Below are 18,869 nucleotides of genomic sequence, written 5' to 3' on the forward strand. Positions count from 1 at the left end.
CATTTCAAAAACTATGAAAAATAATATTCGTACAAAATTTACTATTTGCAGTTTACTATTAAGCAGTTTTTGTGTAAATGCTCAAACAACGATCTTAGAAGTTGATGCCACAAAGACTATTGCCAAAATCCAGCCTACTATGTTCGGGTTGTTTTTTGAAGATATCAATTTTGCGGCAGATGGCGGATTATATGCTGAAATGATTAAAAACAGATCTTTTGAATTTGACAAACCTTTCATGGGATGGGATCAGCCCAATACAAAAAGATCTTCTTTGAATAAGGAATCGGGTAGTGCTACGCCAATCAGCTTATCGGCAAATAATACTAATTTTTGCAGGGTAGAAATTAATAATGATCAAGGTTTTGCTTTGCTAAATGAAGGTTTCAGGGGAATGGGCGTTAAAAGGGAGGCAAAATACAATTTTTCTTTAAAAGCGGCCAATCACAATTCAGCCATTAAAAAGATTATAATTCAGCTTATTGATAAAGATCATAAAGTGATTGGAGAAACGGGCATTGTTCCAAAATCAGATCAATGGAGTAATTATTCGGCACAAATGACAGCGACTCAAACCGAAGCAAAAGCAAAGCTTAAAATAACTTTTGAAGGAACAGGAACTATAGATTTAGATATGATTTCACTTTTTCCTGAAGATACCTGGAAGAACAGAAAAAACGGACTTCGTAAAGATTTGGTGCAGCTTTTATATGATATGAAACCCGGTTTTTTACGTTTTCCGGGAGGCTGTATTGTGGAAGGAAGAACATTATCAGACCGTTATCAATGGAAAAAATCAGTTGGAAATGTAGAGGAAAGAAAAACCATGATGAACCGTTGGAATGTAGAATTCAATCACAAACAAACTCCCGATTATTTTCAAAGTTTTGGATTAGGCTTTTTTGAATATTTCCAGCTTTCAGAAGATATTGGGGCAGAACCGCTTCCGATTCTGAGCTGCGGAATGGCTTGTCAGTACAATACAGGAGAATTGGCTCCATTAAATGAACTTGATCCGTATGTGCAGGACGCTTTAGATCTGATTGAATTTGCCAATGGTGCTGTTACTACAAGCTGGGGGAAAATCCGATCAGATATGGGACATCCAAAATCATTTAATCTAAAATATATTGGAGTTGGAAACGAGCAATGGGGACCGGATTACATTGACAGGTATAAAGTTTTTGAGAAAGCAATAAAAGCAAAATATCCGGATATCATTATTGTTTCAGGAAGCGGACCTTCTCCGGATGGTGAACATTTTGATTTTGCGATGCAGGAACTTAAAAAACTGAATGCGGAACTTGTCGATGAACATTATTATCAAAGCCCGAAATGGTTTAGAGAAAACGCCGGACGTTATGATAATTATGACAGAAAAGGCCCTAAAATATTTGCAGGAGAATATGCGGCACAAAGTGTGTCAGGAGCCAATCCGAATAACAGAAATAATTGGGAATGCGCATTCTCTGAAGCTGCTTTTATGACCGGACTGGAACGAAATGCAGAAGTAGTTCATTTAACTTCTTACGCACCTTTAATGGCTCATGAAGATGCCTGGCAGTGGACTCCCGACATGATTTGGTTCAACAATTTAGAATCCTATGGTTCCGCCAATTATTATGTGCAGCAATTATTTTCAACCAATAAAGGAACAGATTTGTTAAGCATTACAAAAGATGGAAAACCTTTAAAGGGACAAAACGATTTATATGCATCGGCAGTAAAAGATGCAGACAGCAAAGAAATAATTGTGAAATTGGTAAATACAGCCGAATCAGCACAAGATGTTAGTCTTGATTTAAAAGGAGCAAAATTAGGATCAAAAGAAACAATTATTAGACTTGTAAGTCCAAATACGCAAGATGAAAATACATTTGCAGATCCGAAAAAGATAACTCCAAAACAAAGTGAGTACAAAATTACAAAAGGAAATCAGCAATTAAATCTTCCGGCTTATTCGGTAACCGTCTTAAAAATGAAAATGATTTAAGGATTCAATAGGTTTAAAGGTTTATTTTCAAATTAAATTAAAAATGTATGGGGTACAATTCTCTAAAAAAAAGTCTTTTTTTGCTGCTGATGACAGCAGGATTTTCTTGCTATTCACAACAGGATTTAAAATTGCAATACAACCAGCCAGCTGTTGAATGGACGGAAGCTTTACCTATAGGAAACGGTACACTTGGCGCAATGGTTTTTGGAAGAACAGATACTGAATTAATTCAATTGAATGAAGCTACTTTGTGGAGCGGCGGACCGGTGCAGAAAAATGTAAATCCGGATGCTTTTAAAAATCTTGCTCTGATCAGGGAAGCACTAACGGATGAAAATTTTGAAAAAGCGTATGGTTTGACCAAGAATATGCAGGGTGCTTACAGCGAAAGTTTTATGCCGTTGGGAGACCTTATCCTGACACAGGATTTTGATGGAAAGAAGCCAGATTTATACAAAAGAAGCCTGGATATACAAACCGGATTGGCGGTGACCACTTTTAATATTGGCGGCGTGAACTACCAAAGAGAAATATTTGCTTCGGCACCTGCACAGTGTATTGTTATTAAACTTTCGGCAGATCAGATACAAAAACTCTCTGTGGTAATTGATGCCGCAAGTCTTTTAAGAAATGAAAAATCAATACAAAATCAATCACTGGTTTTAAAAGGAAAAGCACCTTCACATGCCGACCCTAGTTATATAGATTACAATAAAGAACCCATTGTTTATGATGACGTAACAGGCTGTAGAGGAATGCGTTTTGAATTAATTATTAAACCAGTTATCAAAGACGGTGAGATAAGTTATGATGGAAATAAATTAATTATTAAAAAAGCATCTGAAATTGTACTTTTCGTTTCAGCAGCAACCAGTTTCAATGGATTTGATAAATGTCCGGACAGTCAGGGAAAAGACGAACATCAATTGGCTGAAAGTCCTCTTAAAAAAGCTGTTGCCAAAAAGTACGATCGTTTATTAAAAGAGCATATTGCAGATTTTCAGAAGTTCTTTAACAGAGTTTCATTAAAACTCAATGAAAAAGAAACCAATAAATCTAATCTGCCCACAGATACAAGATTAGAACAATATGAAAAAGGAGAAAAAGATGCCGGACTAGAGGCTTTGTTTTTTCAGTATGGACGCTATTTATTAATTTCGTCTTCGCGTACACATCATACGCCCGCCAACTTGCAGGGAATATGGAACAATAAACTTCGCGCACCCTGGAGCAGCAACTACACGACAAATATTAATTTACAGATGAATTACTGGCCTGTTGAATCAGGAAGTTTGTCTGAATTGTTTTTTCCGCTTGACGAATTCATTAAAAATGTTTCCGTAACAGGAGCCGAAACTGCCAAAAGTTTTTACCATGCTAATGGCTGGGTATTGCATCATAATTCAGATATATGGGCAACAACAAATCCAGTAGGCGATTTTGGAAAAGGAGATCCTATGTGGGCAAATTGGTATATGGGTGCCAATTGGTTAAGCAGACATTTATGGGAACATTATGAATATACCGGCGATAAGAACTATCTAAAAAAAGTGTATCCAATTATAAAAGGTGCTGCAGAATTTAGTTTAGACTGGTTGCAAAAAGACAAGAAAGGTTATTTGGTAACCATGCCTTCAACTTCTCCTGAAAATAAATATTATTATAATGGAAAAAAAGAAGGTGTTGTAACAACAGCTTCAACGATGGATATTGGAATTATAAAAGATTTATTTAAAAATACCATCGAAGCCTCTAAAGTACTCAATACCGATTTAGAATTCAGGCAAAATGTAAGTCAGGCTGCAGATCAATTACTTCCTTTTAAAATAGGAAGCAAAGGACAACTTCAGGAATGGTATAAAGATTTTGAAGATGTAGATCCGCATCACAGGCATACTTCCCATTTATATGCTTTACATCCGGCTAATTTAATTTCGCCTTTAAAAACCCCGGAATTGGCTATGGCCGCAAAGAAAACATTAGAATTGCGCGGCGATGACGGTACAGGGTGGAGTCTTGCGTGGAAAGTCAATATGTGGGCAAGACTTTTAGACGGGAATCATGCTTATACATTGTTTAAAAATCAGTTAAGACTCACTAAAGAGAATGACACACAATATAATAGACATGGAGGATGTTATCCTAATCTTTTTGATGCACATCCGCCTTTTCAGATAGACGGAAATTTTGCCGGAACCGCTGGCGTTATTGAGATGTTAATGCAAAGTCAGAATAAAGAAATTCATCTTCTGCCCGCTCTGCCAGATGCCTGGACAGACGGCGAAATAAAAGGTATTACGGCAAAAGGCAGTTTTATTTTAGATATAAAATGGAATAACGGTAAAATGAGCAATACCAGAATCTTATCTAATAATGGAGGTACTTGCAGTGTAAGGTCGCAAGAGCCATTTATAATTGAAAAACTTAATATTAAAAGTGAGAAATCATCTATTGGTTATACTGCTGTATTTGAAACTCAAAAAGGAATGACTTATACAATAACGCCATTTCAATAGCTTGCAAATTTAAGGCAGGGGGGAGAATAGTTGAATTTGGTATATGACATAAAAATTCGTTGTTTTTTTAATTGTTTTTATCTCACCAATTAGACAGAACCATTTCTCTTCCGGATTGTTTTTAGAAGGACATTTTCTTAAAGATAGATAAGTACGGATATTTTTGACGAACAATAAAAATGGATTTTTTGACCTTACTTTTCTGAAATATTATGCTTACACCAATAAAGATTTCACCGCTTTAGAAAGTACTCTAAAATTGTTATTTGTTCCAAAATCTGAAAGAGCTTGTATTGATGGAGATAGTATTGAGAAGTATGGTGTATTTATATACCTTCAACATCAATTGCGAATTCATTACTATTAGGTATCAGACCATAAGTTTAGATAAATAGGCTATGCCACAATTTTACATACAATAAAAATGACCAGTTTCATTTTTTATTATAGATATTTCACTTCTTATTTGTGTACATGAAATAAAAGTTTAATTTTACTTTTAAACTTTACATACTTTCTTCTTGTCAGTACAAAATAATCCTTCCTAATTATTTAGACAAGTTTAATTAAAGAATGCATTTTAAGTGCTTATTTTTTATTTACAAAACTCAAAATTTCATGTATCAATTTGTAAAATATATTTTGATGCTTTTTTTGGCATCCTTAAGTTTAATATCCTGTAAACAAAAACAGGGGGACAAGATAAAAGTCGGGTTTTCTCAGGCCATGACTACTGACGATTGGCGCAAGCAAATGAACAGCTCTATAAAAATTGAAGCTTCATTGCGACCTGAGGTCGATTTAAAAATTAGTGATGCCAATAACAACATCAATAAACAGATTGAAGATATAGAGCGATTTATTTCTAATAAGGTGGATGTTATTGTTGTATCTCCAATTCAATCTAAACCTTTAACAGCTGTTGTAGAAAAATCAATAAAAGCCGGAATTCCGGTCCTTGTTGTAGACAGAAAAATTGAGGGTGAAAACTACACCGCCTATCTTGGAGCCGACAATATTGAAATTGGCAGAATTGCTGCCCGATATATCATTTCGCATAGTAAAGGTTCAGGTAAAATCATTGAAATTACCGGAGCAAATGGTTCATCACCTGCCTATGAGCGCAGTCTGGGATTTAGTCAGATAATTAATGAAAGTAAGCTTTTCAAAATAGAAAACACTATTCAGGGTGACTGGGAAGGAGAATCGGTTAAGGAACCGCTAAAGGCTCTTCTTTTACGAAATCCAAATGTAGAATATATTTTTGCCCATAATGACCGTATGGCTTTAAGTGCTTGGGAAACTGCTAAAACTGTAGGTTTGGAAAACAAAATTAAATTTATAGGAGTTGATGGACTGAACACTGTTAATGGCGGGATAGAATTAGTAAAAAGCGGTGTTTTAGACGGGACCATTTTATATCCGACGGGAGGAAACGAAGCATTGAAATTGGCTCTGAAAATGTATAATAAAGAGCCAATTTCTAAGAATAATATTCTGAATACAATTGTTATCGATCAGAATAATGCTGAAATTATAGAAAACCAAATGGATAAAGTTGATCAGCAACAATTGGTTATTGAGACACAACAAGGTGCGATAAAAGTACAGGAAAAAGAATATGCTTCGCAGAACAACCTGGTTCGCTTACTTAGTTTTTTTTTAGTGATCATTTTAAGTTTGACGATTTACAGTATTTATTCTACTATTTCTATTTCAAGAAAGAAAAAACAACTTGAAAAAATTAATCAAACGGTAATTGATCAGAATAATGAAATTCAGGAAATGGCCAAAATTGCCCAAAAAAGTAATGAGGCAAAGTTGAATTTCTTTACCGGACTTTCGCATGAATTTAAAACTCCCATAACTTTGATTATGAGTTATGTAGAGTCGTTAATTGAAAATGAAAAAATTAAGGGTACAACGCTCGTTGATGAGGTAAAGCTGATCCATAAAAACTCGAACAGATTGTTGCGATTAATAAATCAGTTATTGGATTTTAGAAAAATTGAAGAACAAAAATTTACGTTAAGAGCTTCAAATACTAAAATCTATGATTTTACAAACGAAGTAATGACCAACTTTAAAGGCGAAGCAGCCCGCAGAAATATTGATTTTCAGCTTACTTGCAAAAACAAAAATCTGGAGTTGTTTATTGATAGAGGATTAATGGATAAAGTGTATTTCAATTTGCTTTCTAACGCTTTCAAGTTTACGCCTGACAACGGAAAAATCAGTATTTCGATTGTCGAAAATCAAGACAACACAGTTAGAATTAGTTTTAAAGATTCCGGAATCGGGATCCCTGAAAATGAATTGTCAAATGTTTTTAATCCTTTTTTCAGAGCTTCAAACAATAATAAAAACAGTTCAGGAATTGGACTTCACCTCTCAAAAGAATTTGTGCTTTTGCATTACGGAACAATCGAATTAAAATCAAAACAAGGAATCGAATTTGTAATTATTCTATTAAAAGGAGTGAGTCATTTAAAGCCTTCTGAAATGATTAATAAGGCTGAAAATCTTGATATTATGCCAAATTTAATATCAGATAATTTAGCTATCGAAACGGAATTAAACGTAGTAAATGTGGTTTCTGAATCAGAAAAACATACGCTTTTAGTTATAGAAGACAATGTAGATTTGGTCGCATTTTTAAAAGCTAAATTATCGAATGAATATGTAGTTTATACCTCTGACGGAAGCGACGCTATTGAAAAAGCAATGGAAATTGTTCCGGACATTATCATTTGTGATATTAATTTGGTAGACAAGGACGGTTATGAAATTAGCAAAGAATTGAAAAAGGATTTACGTTCCTCCCATATTCCAATTGTTATTTTAACGGCACAGGGCGATAAAGAATCTACTTTGAAAGGGCTGCAAAGTGGCGTTGATCAATATCTTACAAAACCGTTTAGTCTTTCTATTCTAAAACAATCCATTTCGGGTTTGCTTTTCAACAGGGAGAAACTTCGATACTATTACACCAATAATATATACCGCATTGAGCCCGAGTCTAAATTTGGCAATCAGGAACAGTCCTTTATTACTAAAATGAATGATATCATAAAGAAGAATGTTGAAAACCCTAAATTCTCCGTAGAAGATTTAGCCGATAAATTAGGAGTTTCGAGAGTACAATTGTATCGAAAAGTAAAGGCTATTATCGGAATCAATATTAGCGACCATATTAATAATGTTAAATTAGAGAAAGCAGCAGAACTTTTGAAGTCAAATGAAATGAATATTTCAGAGATTGCATACTCTCTTGGATTCTCTTCTCCAAACTATTTTTCTACAGCTTTTAAGAATAAATTTGGAATTTCACCAAAGGAATACAAATCTTCCAATTAATATAAGTTCAAAGTGGATACAAATTAAGTATCAATTTTGAACCTAATGTAACAAAATCGAAACTACATGGTTTTCGTAAATAAATTTTAAATTGTATAAAGGCTTGTAAACAAAGGCTTTGCGGTTAAACTGCCAATACTTCAATTATTATAGAATTAAATTGTAACATCATTAAAAATAAGTTGTTTTTTTTGCGGATATCTTAGCGATAAGTTTTTAATACATCTACAATGAACAAGATATTGATTTGGTCTGTTACTGCTGCACTGGCAGGTTTTCTATTCGGTTTTGATACCGTAGTTATTTCTGGAGCTGATAAACAATTACAGCTTTTATGGCATTCATCTGATGCTTTTCATGGATCTGTTGTTATGGCAATGGCACTTTGGGGAACTGTTGTGGGGGCCATTTTTGGAGGAATTCCAACCAATAAAATTGGTCGTAAAAAAACACTGTTCTGGATTGGGATTTTATATCTTATTTCTGCGATAGGTGCAGCTTTTGCAAATGATCCATTTGTTTTTGCCGCTTTCAGATTTATTGGTGGTTTAGGAGTTGGTGCTTCAACCATTGCTGCTCCGGCTTATGTTTCTGAAATTGCTCCGGCAGATAAACGCGGACGATTAGTAGCTTTGTATCAGTTTAATATTGTACTGGGAATTTTAATAGCTTTTATATCCAATTACTTTTTAAAAGATATCGGAGTAAATGCCTGGCGTTGGATGGTAGGAGTTCAGGCAATCCCCTCTTTTATATATATTCTTTTTATACTTACTATTCCCGAAAGCCCAAGATGGTTATTGTCTAAAAACAGAGATGAAGAAGCACGTAAAGTGTTATTCAAAATTGATCCATCTGCAGACCTTAAAGACATCATGGATGATTCCAGAGAAAATGGCGTTACCAAACATGAAAACATCTTCATGAAAAAATACCGTTTTCCGTTAATGTTGGCTTTTTTAATTGCATTTTTCAATCAGTTTTCCGGGATCAATGCCTTTTTGTATTATGCACCCAGAATTTTTGAAGAAGCAGGTTTAGGGCAAAACACCGCTTTATTAAGCAGCATCGGCATCGGGATTACGAATCTTATCTTTACTTTAATCGGAGTCGCATTAATTGACAAATTAGGAAGAAAGTTGTTAATGTACATTGGTTCTGTTGGATATATTATTTCTTTAGGATTGGTCTCGGCTTCGTTTTATTTTAATTGGGGAGGATTATCAGTACCAATTTTCCTTTTTTTATTTATTGCTTCACATGCTATTGGCCAGGGAGCCGTTATCTGGGTTTTCATCTCAGAAATTTTCCCAAATCATATTCGTGCTTCGGGACAAGCTTTTGGAAGTTCAGTACATTGGGTTTTGGCAGCGATTATTCCATCCTTAATTCCGATGTTATTCTCAGAAATTGGACCAGAAGTAGTCTTCTTAATTTTTACTTTGATGATGGTGCTGCAATTGCTGTTTGTCATTTTTATGATGCCGGAAACTAAAGGGATTTCTTTAGAAGTATTAAGCGAAAATCTAACCAAAAAAAATATCAAAAAAAATGAAATCAAAGAAACATCTACCGCTGGCATTTTATAGTGCTATACTACTATCGATAGCAGGTTGTAAACCATATTCAGCTGTTGCACAAAATACTTCTGTTTCAGTTTCAGCTTCTTCAGAGGAGCAAATGTACCGTCCTAACTTTCATTTTACACCAAAAAAAGGCTGGATGAATGATCCTAACGGAATGTTCTACGCTGACGGATATTACCATTTATTTTACCAGTACTATCCTGAAAAAAGTGTTTGGGGACCAATGCATTGGGGACATGCCATTAGTAAAGATTTAATTAAATGGGAGGAGCAGCCAATTGCGCTATATCCTGACAAAGACAAATATATTTTTTCAGGAAGTGCTGTTGTAGACAGATATAATACTTCAGGTTTAGCAACCGGAAAAAAGGCTCCCATTGTAGCAATTTATACGCTGCATGATATGACAAAAGAAAAAGAAGGTAAAATTGATGTGGAGCAGCAGGATATTGCCTATTCGAATAACAACGGTTTTACATGGCAGAAATTTGAGGAAGGAAATCCTGTCGTGAAAAACCCCGGAATTCGTGATTTTCGTGATCCAAAAGTGACTTGGGATGAAACCCATAAACAATGGATAATGGTTTTAGCGGCACAAGATCGTGCTCAGTTTTATACCTCTGAAAATCTTAAAAAATGGGAATACTTATCTGAGTTTGGAAAAAATATTGGCGCCCATGGAGGGGTTTGGGAGTGCCCGTATTTCTTTCAGATAAAAGTTGAAGGAACCAACGAAACCAAATGGGTTTTAATTCAGAATTTAAATCCCGGCGGAGCTAATGGAGGTTCAGGAACGCAATATTTTATAGGAGATTTTGATGGAAAGACTTTTACACTCGATATAAATTTTGCAAAAAGGGTAGAAGCAGAAAAAGCAGTTTGGCTGGATTACGGAAAAGATAATTATGCCGGCGTAACCTGGAATAATATTCCGAGTGCTGACGGGCGACGATTATTTATTGGATGGATGTCCAACTGGGATTACGCGCAACAGGTACCGACGAATGCCTGGAGAAGCAGCACTACCATTGCCCGAGAAATTCAGTTAATCAAAAAAGGAGAGAACTATAGTTTGGTTAGTAATCCGGTAAAAGAAATTAATAAATATGTTTCTAAAACCATCAAAGGAAAAAGTGTAAAAGGAAAAGGAAAAATTTCAATTCCGGAAGCAGGAAAAATTGATTTAACTCAGGCAATTGTCAGCTTTAATTTAAAAAACTTAAAACAGGACACGTACAATTTTACACTTGCAAACGCAGTCGGTGAATCTTTGACTTTTGGCATCAATAATTCAGATCATTATTTATTTGTGGATCGTTCGAAATCAGGAAAAAATGATTTCTCAGAAAAGTTCGCTTCCACAATTACCAAAGCAGCTTTAGAAGGAAATCAAAAAGAAGGTGTTTTTAAAATCATTTTAGACAAAACATCTATTGAAATATTTTACAACAATGGCGAAAAAGTAATCACGGAAATCTTTTTCTCAAACCAGCCATTTACCTCTCTGTCCGTTTCTTCAAACGAGGGAATTGAATTGAGTAACCTCGTAATTAACCAATTAAATATAAACTAACTAAAACCACTAACCTCATGAAAAGTAAAATTATTTATTTTCTATTTTTCTTCTTTCCAGTGCTGATGATGACAGCGCAGGAAAGTGGAATTAAAGGAACCGTAATTTCGTCAGATGACGGAATGCCGCTTCCGGGAGCAACCGTACTGATTTCGGGTACAAATACCAATACCGTAACAGATTTTGACGGGAATTTTTCTTTCGGGACTATAAATTCAGATGCTGTAATTGTTGTTTCTTTTATCGGATATGCACCACAATCCATTTCCGTAAAAGGGCAAAAAACAGTAAGTGTAACTTTAAAAGTAGACAACAATCAACTAAATGAAGTTGTCGTAACAGGATATTCCAAACAAAAGAAAACAGATATTACCGGAGCGGTTGCTGTTGTAAACATGAAGGAAGTCATGAAACAGACCGAACCAAACCCAATTAAAGCGTTGCAGGGAAGGGTAGCAGGGGTGAAAGTTTCGTCTGACGGATCTCCGAGCGGGGCAAATACAAAAGTGATAATTCGTGGTGTAGGAACTTTAAACAACACAGATCCTTTGTATGTAATTGACGGAATGCCGACTAAATCAGGAATGCATGAACTAAACCCGAATGATATTGAAACCATTCAGGTTTTAAAAGATGCTTCTTCGGCGAGTATTTATGGTTCCCGAGCTTCAAACGGAGTAATTATCATTACGACCAAAAAAGGAAAAGAAGGTAAAATGAGAATCAATTTTAGCACTTATACGTCTTTTTCTGATTATTCGAGAAAGCTTGAGGTGTTAAATGCCAATCAGTTTGGGCAGGCTTTATGGCAGGCCAATATCAACGACGGAATAAATCCGAATAACAATAATTTGCGTTACCAGTTTGACTGGTCTGTGAATAATAACAAACCACAATTAAACAAAGTTTTGGTTCCTGAATATCTAGATGCGAATCAAACGCTGAAAGCATCGAATACCGACTGGTACGATGCAATTTCGCAAACCGGAATCGCAAAGTCGTATGATTTATCCGTTTCTAATGCATCAGACAAAGGAAGCTACGTTTTTTCTCTGGGATATTATCGAAATGAGGGAGTTGTAAAAACAACCGATTTTGAAAGAATTTCTGCCCGTATGAATAGTTCTTATAAGTATTTTGGCGGTAAATTGGTTATTGGGGAAAACTTTAGTTTCAATCGTACCAACGAAGTTACAGACCCCGGAGTTTTAGATCCGGCACTCCGTGCTTTGCCAATTATTCCGGTACATACGGTTGACGGAAAAGGATGGGGAGGACCAGTTGGCGGAATGAATGACAGACAAAATCCGGTACGACTTTTAGAATATAACAAAGACAATAAATATGATTATTTACGTCTTTTCGGAAATATGTCTGCAGATTTAGAGCTTATCAAAAACCTTCATATCAAAAGCAGTTTTGGTATCGATTACGGGTTTTATAAAAAGCGTACGCTGCAAAGAAGTTACCAGTCCGGTTATTTGCAAAACGATCAGACATCAATTACAATGGATCAGTCCGTAAGTGATAAATGGACCTGGACCAATACGGCTATTTATAGTTTGAATTTCGGAAAAAGCAATTTGAATTTAATGGCCGGAACCGAGATGTATAAAGATACTTTTGAGAATACAACTTTACGCAAAAATGACTTTTTGATCGAAACGCCTGACTATATGTATCCTGATGCGGGAACAGGAGAATCGTTTACAAGCGGAACTTCAACAGTATATTCACTGCTGTCCTATTTTGGAAAAGCAGATTATGAGTTCGATAATCGTTACTTGCTTTCCGCTACAATCCGTCGTGATGGTTCGTCTCGTTTTGGAAAAAACAATCAATTTGGAACCTTCCCTGCAGTTTCGGCGGGATGGAGAATTTCTAATGAAAATTTCATTAAAAATAGTGCACCCGTTTTTTCTGATCTAAAATTAAGAGCAGGATGGGGACAGACCGGAAATCAGGAAATCAGCAATAAAGCTGTTTACAGTTTGTACCTGGCCAGTTATGCAGGAGGAAGCCCGACCTGGGCAACATCTTACGGAACTGCTTATGATATTGCAGGAAACGGAAACGGTTTGCTTCCTTCTGGTTTCATCGCGACCCAATCCGGAAATGATGATTTGAAATGGGAAACCACGACTCAAACCAACATTGGACTGGATTTCGGATTATTCAAGCAAAAATTAAGCGGTTCTGTTGATTATTATATCAAGAATACAGAAGATATTCTGGTTTTACCGCCTTATTTAGCAGTAATTGGAGAGGGTGGAGATCGCTGGGTAAACGGAGCATCGATGGAAAATAAAGGATGGGAAGTAACTCTGGGATATCACGATGAAACATCATTTGGATTGAAATATGATATCTCCGGAAATATTTCCGCAAACAAAAATAAGATTACAAAATTACCGGATGAAGTAATAAATAATTATGGAGGAGACGGACTAAACGATAATATTCTGGGACGTCCAATTAACTCTATGTACGGTTACGTTGCTGATGGTTTATTTAAAACTCAGGAAGAAGTAGATAATTCGCCTATTCAGGAAGGAAAAGGCCTTGGGCGTATTCGTTACAAAGATTTAAACGGAGACGGAGTGATTACTCCGGATCTTAAAGATCGTACCTGGATAGGAAATCCAAATCCGGGATTGACTTACGGATTTAATTTAGGCTTGGGATATAAAAATTGGGATTTCACTACTTTCTGGGAAGGAGTAAGCGATGTTGACGTGATTAACAATACCAAATATCAAACCGATTTCTGGAGTGTTGATGACATAGGGTCAAACAAAGGAACACGATTATTAAATGCCTGGTCTGTAGATAATCCAAATTCGACTATTCCGGCTTTAACAACAGTTGATAGCAATGGAGAGTCAAGATTCTCCACTTATTATGTAGAAAATGGTAATTATCTTAAGCTGCGTGTTTTGCAATTTGGATACAGTTTGCCAAAAGATTTATTGAAAAAAATCAATCTTGAAAGCTTTAGATTATACATCAGCGGACAAAATTTATTGATTATTGATGCTAAGAGTTTCACAGGCGTTGATCCTGAGAATGCAGGTTTTGGATATCCGCAGCCAACCACTTTCACGGCTGGTCTTAATTTTACTTTATAATAAAAGCTTAAATCAAAAAACATGAAAAAAATACTATATATAACAGCATTTTTAGTGATGGGAATATTGGGTTCCTGTTCTGATTTTCTGGAAAATGATCCGCGTGGTGTGTTGTCTGAAGAAGATATTGTAACACCACAATCGGTAGAAGGATTTATGAACGCAGCTTATGCTCAGTTGGGCAATGATCATTATGATTCACCTTATAGTTTGTGGCCATTTGGAAATGTTCGTTCTGATGATGCTTACAAAGGAGGCAGCGGAACAAATGATATTCAGGATTTTCACTTTTTTGAAGTTTCTAATAATATCAGACCGGATTTCGGAGAATTAGATTCTTTTTGGTACATCAGTTATGTGGGGGTTTCAAGGGCGAATAAAGCTTTGAAAGCATTAGAACAAATTTCGGAAGCCGATTATCCGCTAAAGAAAACACGTATGGCCGAGATGCGTTTTTTAAGAGGACATTTTTACTTTATGCTGAAAATTATGTTCAGGAACGTTCCTTACATCACAGAAGACATTCCGGTAGAAGCGTATAAGACGATCTCAAATAAAGCACTTTCAAACGAAGAACTTTGGAATAAAATTGCTGGAGATTTTCAGGCTGCCGCCGATGCTTTACCGGAAACTCAGCCACAGATTGGGCGTGCTACTCAAAAAGCAGCTTATGCTTATCTGGCTAAAACCCGTTTGTATCAGGCCTATACACAAGATGATACTTATAAAGTAACAGGAATCAACCAGCAGCATTTACAGGAAGTAATTGCCGCGACAGACAAAGTAATCGGAAAAGCAAGCCTGGAACCTGATTTTGCGAATAACTTTTTGCCGGGAACTTTTGAAAACGGAGCTGAATCGATTTTCTCCATTCAATTTTCAGATAATGATGGAACTTTATACGGAAGATTAAATTTTTCGGATGTCCTGTCAACTCCTCAGGGTTTGGGATGCTGCGATTTTCATAAACCAAGCCAAAATTTAGTAAATGCTTTTAAAACGGGTGCAAATGGTCTTCCGGAATTTGACACCTATAACAATCAGGATTTTGACTATAAAAATATTGATGCCAATACCGTTGATCCAAGATTGTATCACACGGTTGCCATGCCGGGTTTGCCTTATAAATATGATCCCGAATTTTTATATGTTGAAGCCTGGGTAAGATCTCCGGGAACATACGGCTATTTTGCTTCATTAAAAGAAAACGTGGCGCCAAACTGTAGCTGTGTGGTAAATATTGATCCGTTTTACGGGAATTCAAAAAATAGAATCCAGATTCGTTATGCTAATGTGATTTTAATGCGTGCCGAAGCCCTGATTGAACTAGGAAGACAATCAGAAGCTTTACCATTAATCAATCAGATTAGAGAACGTGCGGCTCAGAGTACAGGACGACTTCCGTATGTAAATAATTTTAAAATTAATACTTATGTTGACGGCGTTAATTGCAACTGGACACAGGATTTTGCCCGTAAAGCGATGCGTTTTGAGCGCCGTTTAGAATTGGCTATGGAAGGAAATCGTTTCTTTGATTTAGTTCGTTGGGGGGTTACAGATGAGGTAATGAATGATTTTTATGCGGGAGAAAAAACAAAACGCACCTATTATCAGGATGCCTTTTTCGATGCGCATAAGGAAGAATATTGCCCGATTCCTTTGAAACAAATTAATTTCAGTCAGGGATTATACAAACAAAACCCGGGTTATTAATCTATTTAAGAACAGCAACATGAGAAAATTTATATATAAAAATTGGACCGGAGTGTCTTTGATACTGGCAATGTTTTTTATGGTTACCGCCTGTGAAAACAGTTTTGAGAGTGGTGGTTTTGATGTCAATTCACCGTCTAATGTAACTTCATTTAAAATAAATGGAGTTGCAGGCGAAATTGACCAGAAAACCGGAAAAATAAATGTCACGATGCCTTATGGATCAGACATCACAGCTGTAAAACCCGAAATGGTACTAGAAGAAGGCGCAACATCAAATTTAGATCTAACGGTAACGGCTAATTATTCAAATCCGGTAAAGTTTAGAGTAATTAATGGCAATTTGTACAAAGATTATACAGTAACCACTATGGTTTTAAGTCCTATTAAGAGTTTTACCATTAACGGAGTTGCAGCAACGGTAAACGATGTAAACAGGACCATTACCCTGACATTGCCTGAGGGTACAAATTTAACAGCTTTAAAACCAATTATTCAAGTGACAGAAGGAGTTTCCATTTCACCTGCATCTGGCATGGCAATTGATTTTTCAAACCCAGTGACTTTTGTAGTAACGTCTAAAGGCAAAAGTGTGAATTATACGGCAAATGTTGGTGTTCCGGTAACTGGTTTGGTTGTTGCTTTTTTAGGAACAGCCGCAACGAGAGCTGAAATTACAAATATGGATGAAATTGCCGCTGCTGATTGGTTCTTTTCCACTTTTAGCGGAGCGAAATACATTTCATTTAACAGCATTGAAAACGGTACAGATTTAAGCGATATTGATGTCATCTGGTGGCATTTTGATTCAGCTGCTAATTTGCCGGCAATTGCTTATAAACCTGCCGTAACAGCAGCTTTAAAGGATTTTAGATCTAATGGTGGGAATTTACTTTTAACCTCTTTTGCCTCTCAGTATGTAGATGCTTTAGGAATTGTTCCTTCCGGAAAAGGACCGAATAATGTTTTTGGAGATTTTCCTCCCAACGGATTTGTAGATGGAAACTCATGGGGAATGTCTTTTGTAGGTCACGAAAGTCATCCGGTTTTCGAAGGATTGATAACTTATGAAAGCGGGAAAGCGAATCTGTTGCAAGCCGGAACTTTCAGGCTAAATCATACTGCATGGTGGTTTTTGCCGGAATGGGGAGGTTATGGTAATGGAGAAGGCTGGAGAAACCAAACCGGCGGAACCAACCTGGCTAGTGAAGCATGGGATAATAATCTCGACGGAAGAGTTACCATTGCAGAGTTTCCAAATACATCAGCTAATAAAAATGTGATCGTGATTTCGATGGGAGCTTACGATTGGTATAACGAAACCAATAGTAGCGGAGTACCTAGTCAGGCCAATGAATTTATTACCAATATTAGGCTTTTGACACAAAATAGTATCAATTATTTAGCTAAAGATTAATCACTCTGAAACCAGCAAAATGAAATATAAAAATATAATAACGATAACGCTCCTGTTTTTTTCGCTTCTTTCCTGTAGTCAGGATGAAAATTATATCGGAGGTTCAATTTCGGGTGGGGAGTCTGAAATAACAAGTGTTTTTCCGGCGCCGCCGGCACAATGGATGGGAGCAAACGATCCGTATTACAGTGCAGGATTTACAGGTGATATAATGCCATTCTTTGAAAATGGAAAATTTCACATTTACTTTCTTCACGATGCACAGAATAAACCAGCCGGAAAAGGCTTTCATGATATTCATGAATTTTTAAGTACAGATTTAGCTCATTTTACCTACGAAGGGCAAACTATTCCATACGGCGAAAATACTGATCCTGATTTTGCCGTTGGCACGGGATCAGTTGTAAAAGTCGGTAATCTTTATTATTTTTATTACACCGGGCATAATGATTTACCTGCCTTTTTGCAAGCTAATGCCAGAGAGAGCGTATTGTGCGCAACAAGCCCGGATTTAAAAAACTGGACAAAAATCCCTTCGTTTAAAATTACAGCACCGGCAGGATACTATAATTATGATTTCAGAGATCCTCATGTGTTTTATAATGAAGAATTGAAAAAATATTCCATGATTGTCAGTACACAGACCGAACCGGGAAGAAAAGCCGTTTTATTGCATTTTACAAGTGCTGATCCGGCTTTAGGAATATGGGAGGTTCAAAACCCGATATATACGACAACACCTCAGGAAAATTATTTGATGATGGAATGTGCCGACATATTTAAAATGGGTAATTATTGGTATCTGATTTTTTCTGAAAACTGGAGTGCTAATAAAGGAACACATTACAAAATGGCATCATCAATTAATGGCCCGTGGACAACACCACAAAATGACAGGATTGACGGGGAATATTTTTATGCCGGAAAAACAGCTTCTGATGGAAATAAAAGGTATGTTTTTGGATGGAATGCCAGAAAAACTCCCGAGAACGATCTTGGAAATAAAGATTGGGCAGGAAATATGGTCATTCATGAATTGATACAAAATACGGATGGTACTTTAGGAATGCAATCGCCAAAAGCCGTTGTGGATTTATTTTCTAAGAAAAGCAGCAGTGCAGAAGTTGATGCGACTTTAGGAAGTGTGACAACAAATAATGGAAATTATACTTTGTCAGGTACTGCAGAAAAAGCAATGGTAACTTTTAAAGCGATCGGTAAAAAAGCCAAAATAAAAGCAGAAATTACCTTAGCAAATAATTCGGGTACTGCAGGAATTGTTTTTCATACCAATGATTCGGGCAGTTACTATAAAATAGCTTTTGATATCGCTAAAGGCAAAGTAATAGGGTACAATTCGGCTTCACAGGAAACTACCGGAATACCCTTTCAATTTCAGGCCAATGTTAAATATAATATTGAAATAATTGCAGAAGGAAGTGTTGTAGTGATTTACATTAACGGCAAAACAGCACTTACAAACCGTATTTACGGAAGAGACAAGAATAAATGGGGATTAATTGCAGAAGGACAGAATACTGTGATTTCAAATCTTCAGCTTACGCAACCAGAATAACATTAAT

At 36.2% G+C, this 18,869-nt stretch carries 10 protein-coding genes; all 10 read left to right on the top strand.

The window, feature by feature from the left end; genetic code table 11:
- Positions 1 to 13 precede the first annotated feature (13 nt).
- Positions 14 to 1,993 carry an alpha-L-arabinofuranosidase C-terminal domain-containing protein gene (locus EV142_RS19725; RefSeq protein WP_132037564.1) on the top strand — a complete coding sequence of 660 codons (1,980 nt, stop codon included), beginning with the start codon at positions 14 to 16 and terminating at the stop codon, positions 1,991 to 1,993.
- Between the two features lie 47 nt (positions 1,994 to 2,040).
- A complete protein-coding gene (locus EV142_RS19730) occupies positions 2,041 to 4,512 on the top strand; it encodes a glycoside hydrolase family 95 protein (protein WP_132037565.1) in 2,472 nt (823 codons plus the stop codon).
- Positions 4,513 to 4,675: 163 nt separating this feature from the next.
- Complete coding sequence (locus tag EV142_RS24470) at positions 4,676 to 4,879, top strand: hypothetical protein (RefSeq protein WP_238698767.1); 204 nt, start codon at positions 4,676 to 4,678, stop codon at positions 4,877 to 4,879.
- A 251-nt stretch (positions 4,880 to 5,130) separates the two neighbouring features.
- On the top strand, positions 5,131 to 7,869 hold the full coding sequence (locus EV142_RS19740) for a substrate-binding domain-containing protein (RefSeq protein ID WP_132037566.1): 2,739 nt from the start codon (positions 5,131 to 5,133) through the stop codon (positions 7,867 to 7,869).
- A 230-nt stretch (positions 7,870 to 8,099) separates the two neighbouring features.
- Positions 8,100 to 9,458: a sugar porter family MFS transporter gene (locus EV142_RS19745; RefSeq protein WP_132037567.1), complete on the top strand. Its 1,359-nt coding sequence runs from the start codon at positions 8,100 to 8,102 to the stop codon at positions 9,456 to 9,458.
- Positions 9,421 to 11,028, top strand: coding sequence for a glycoside hydrolase family 32 protein (locus tag EV142_RS19750; RefSeq protein WP_238698766.1), 1,608 nt, complete (start codon positions 9,421 to 9,423; stop codon positions 11,026 to 11,028). Before EV142_RS19745 ends, EV142_RS19750 begins: the two co-directional genes overlap by 38 nt.
- A gap of 17 nt (positions 11,029 to 11,045) precedes the next feature.
- Entirely contained in the window at positions 11,046 to 14,156 is a 3,111-nt protein-coding gene (locus tag EV142_RS19755) for a SusC/RagA family TonB-linked outer membrane protein (RefSeq protein ID WP_132037568.1), read from the top strand.
- Positions 14,157 to 14,177: 21 nt separating this feature from the next.
- Positions 14,178 to 15,869, top strand: a complete 1,692-nt coding sequence (locus EV142_RS19760; protein ID WP_132037569.1) for a RagB/SusD family nutrient uptake outer membrane protein — start codon at positions 14,178 to 14,180, stop codon at positions 15,867 to 15,869.
- Positions 15,870 to 15,888: 19 nt separating this feature from the next.
- Positions 15,889 to 17,286 carry a DUF4960 domain-containing protein gene (locus tag EV142_RS19765; RefSeq protein WP_132037570.1) on the top strand — a complete coding sequence of 466 codons (1,398 nt, stop codon included), beginning with the start codon at positions 15,889 to 15,891 and terminating at the stop codon, positions 17,284 to 17,286.
- A 19-nt stretch (positions 17,287 to 17,305) separates the two neighbouring features.
- A complete protein-coding gene (locus EV142_RS19770) occupies positions 17,306 to 18,862 on the top strand; it encodes a glycoside hydrolase family 32 protein (protein ID WP_132037571.1) in 1,557 nt (518 codons plus the stop codon).
- The last annotated feature ends 7 nt before the right edge of the window (positions 18,863 to 18,869 follow it).

This window comes from Flavobacterium circumlabens (assembly GCF_004345565.1).
Taxonomy (GTDB): Bacteria; Bacteroidota; Bacteroidia; order Flavobacteriales; family Flavobacteriaceae; genus Flavobacterium; species Flavobacterium circumlabens.

Excerpts from the sequence above, each read along its gene's own strand:
- EV142_RS19730 (WP_132037565.1), top strand. The coding sequence starts at position 2,041 with ATGGGGTACAATTCTCTAAAAAAAAGTCTTTTTTTGCTGCTGATGACA.
- EV142_RS19760 (WP_132037569.1), top strand. The coding sequence starts at position 14,178 with ATGAAAAAAATACTATATATAACAGCATTTTTAGTGATGGGAATATTG.
- EV142_RS19765 (WP_132037570.1), top strand. The coding sequence starts at position 15,889 with ATGAGAAAATTTATATATAAAAATTGGACCGGAGTGTCTTTGATACTG.
- EV142_RS19725 (WP_132037564.1), top strand. The coding sequence starts at position 14 with ATGAAAAATAATATTCGTACAAAATTTACTATTTGCAGTTTACTATTA.
- EV142_RS19740 (WP_132037566.1), top strand. The coding sequence starts at position 5,131 with ATGTATCAATTTGTAAAATATATTTTGATGCTTTTTTTGGCATCCTTA.
- EV142_RS19750 (WP_238698766.1), top strand. The coding sequence starts at position 9,421 with ATGAAATCAAAGAAACATCTACCGCTGGCATTTTATAGTGCTATACTA.
- EV142_RS19770 (WP_132037571.1), top strand. The coding sequence starts at position 17,306 with ATGAAATATAAAAATATAATAACGATAACGCTCCTGTTTTTTTCGCTT.
- EV142_RS19755 (WP_132037568.1), top strand. The coding sequence starts at position 11,046 with ATGAAAAGTAAAATTATTTATTTTCTATTTTTCTTCTTTCCAGTGCTG.
- EV142_RS19745 (WP_132037567.1), top strand. The coding sequence starts at position 8,100 with ATGAACAAGATATTGATTTGGTCTGTTACTGCTGCACTGGCAGGTTTT.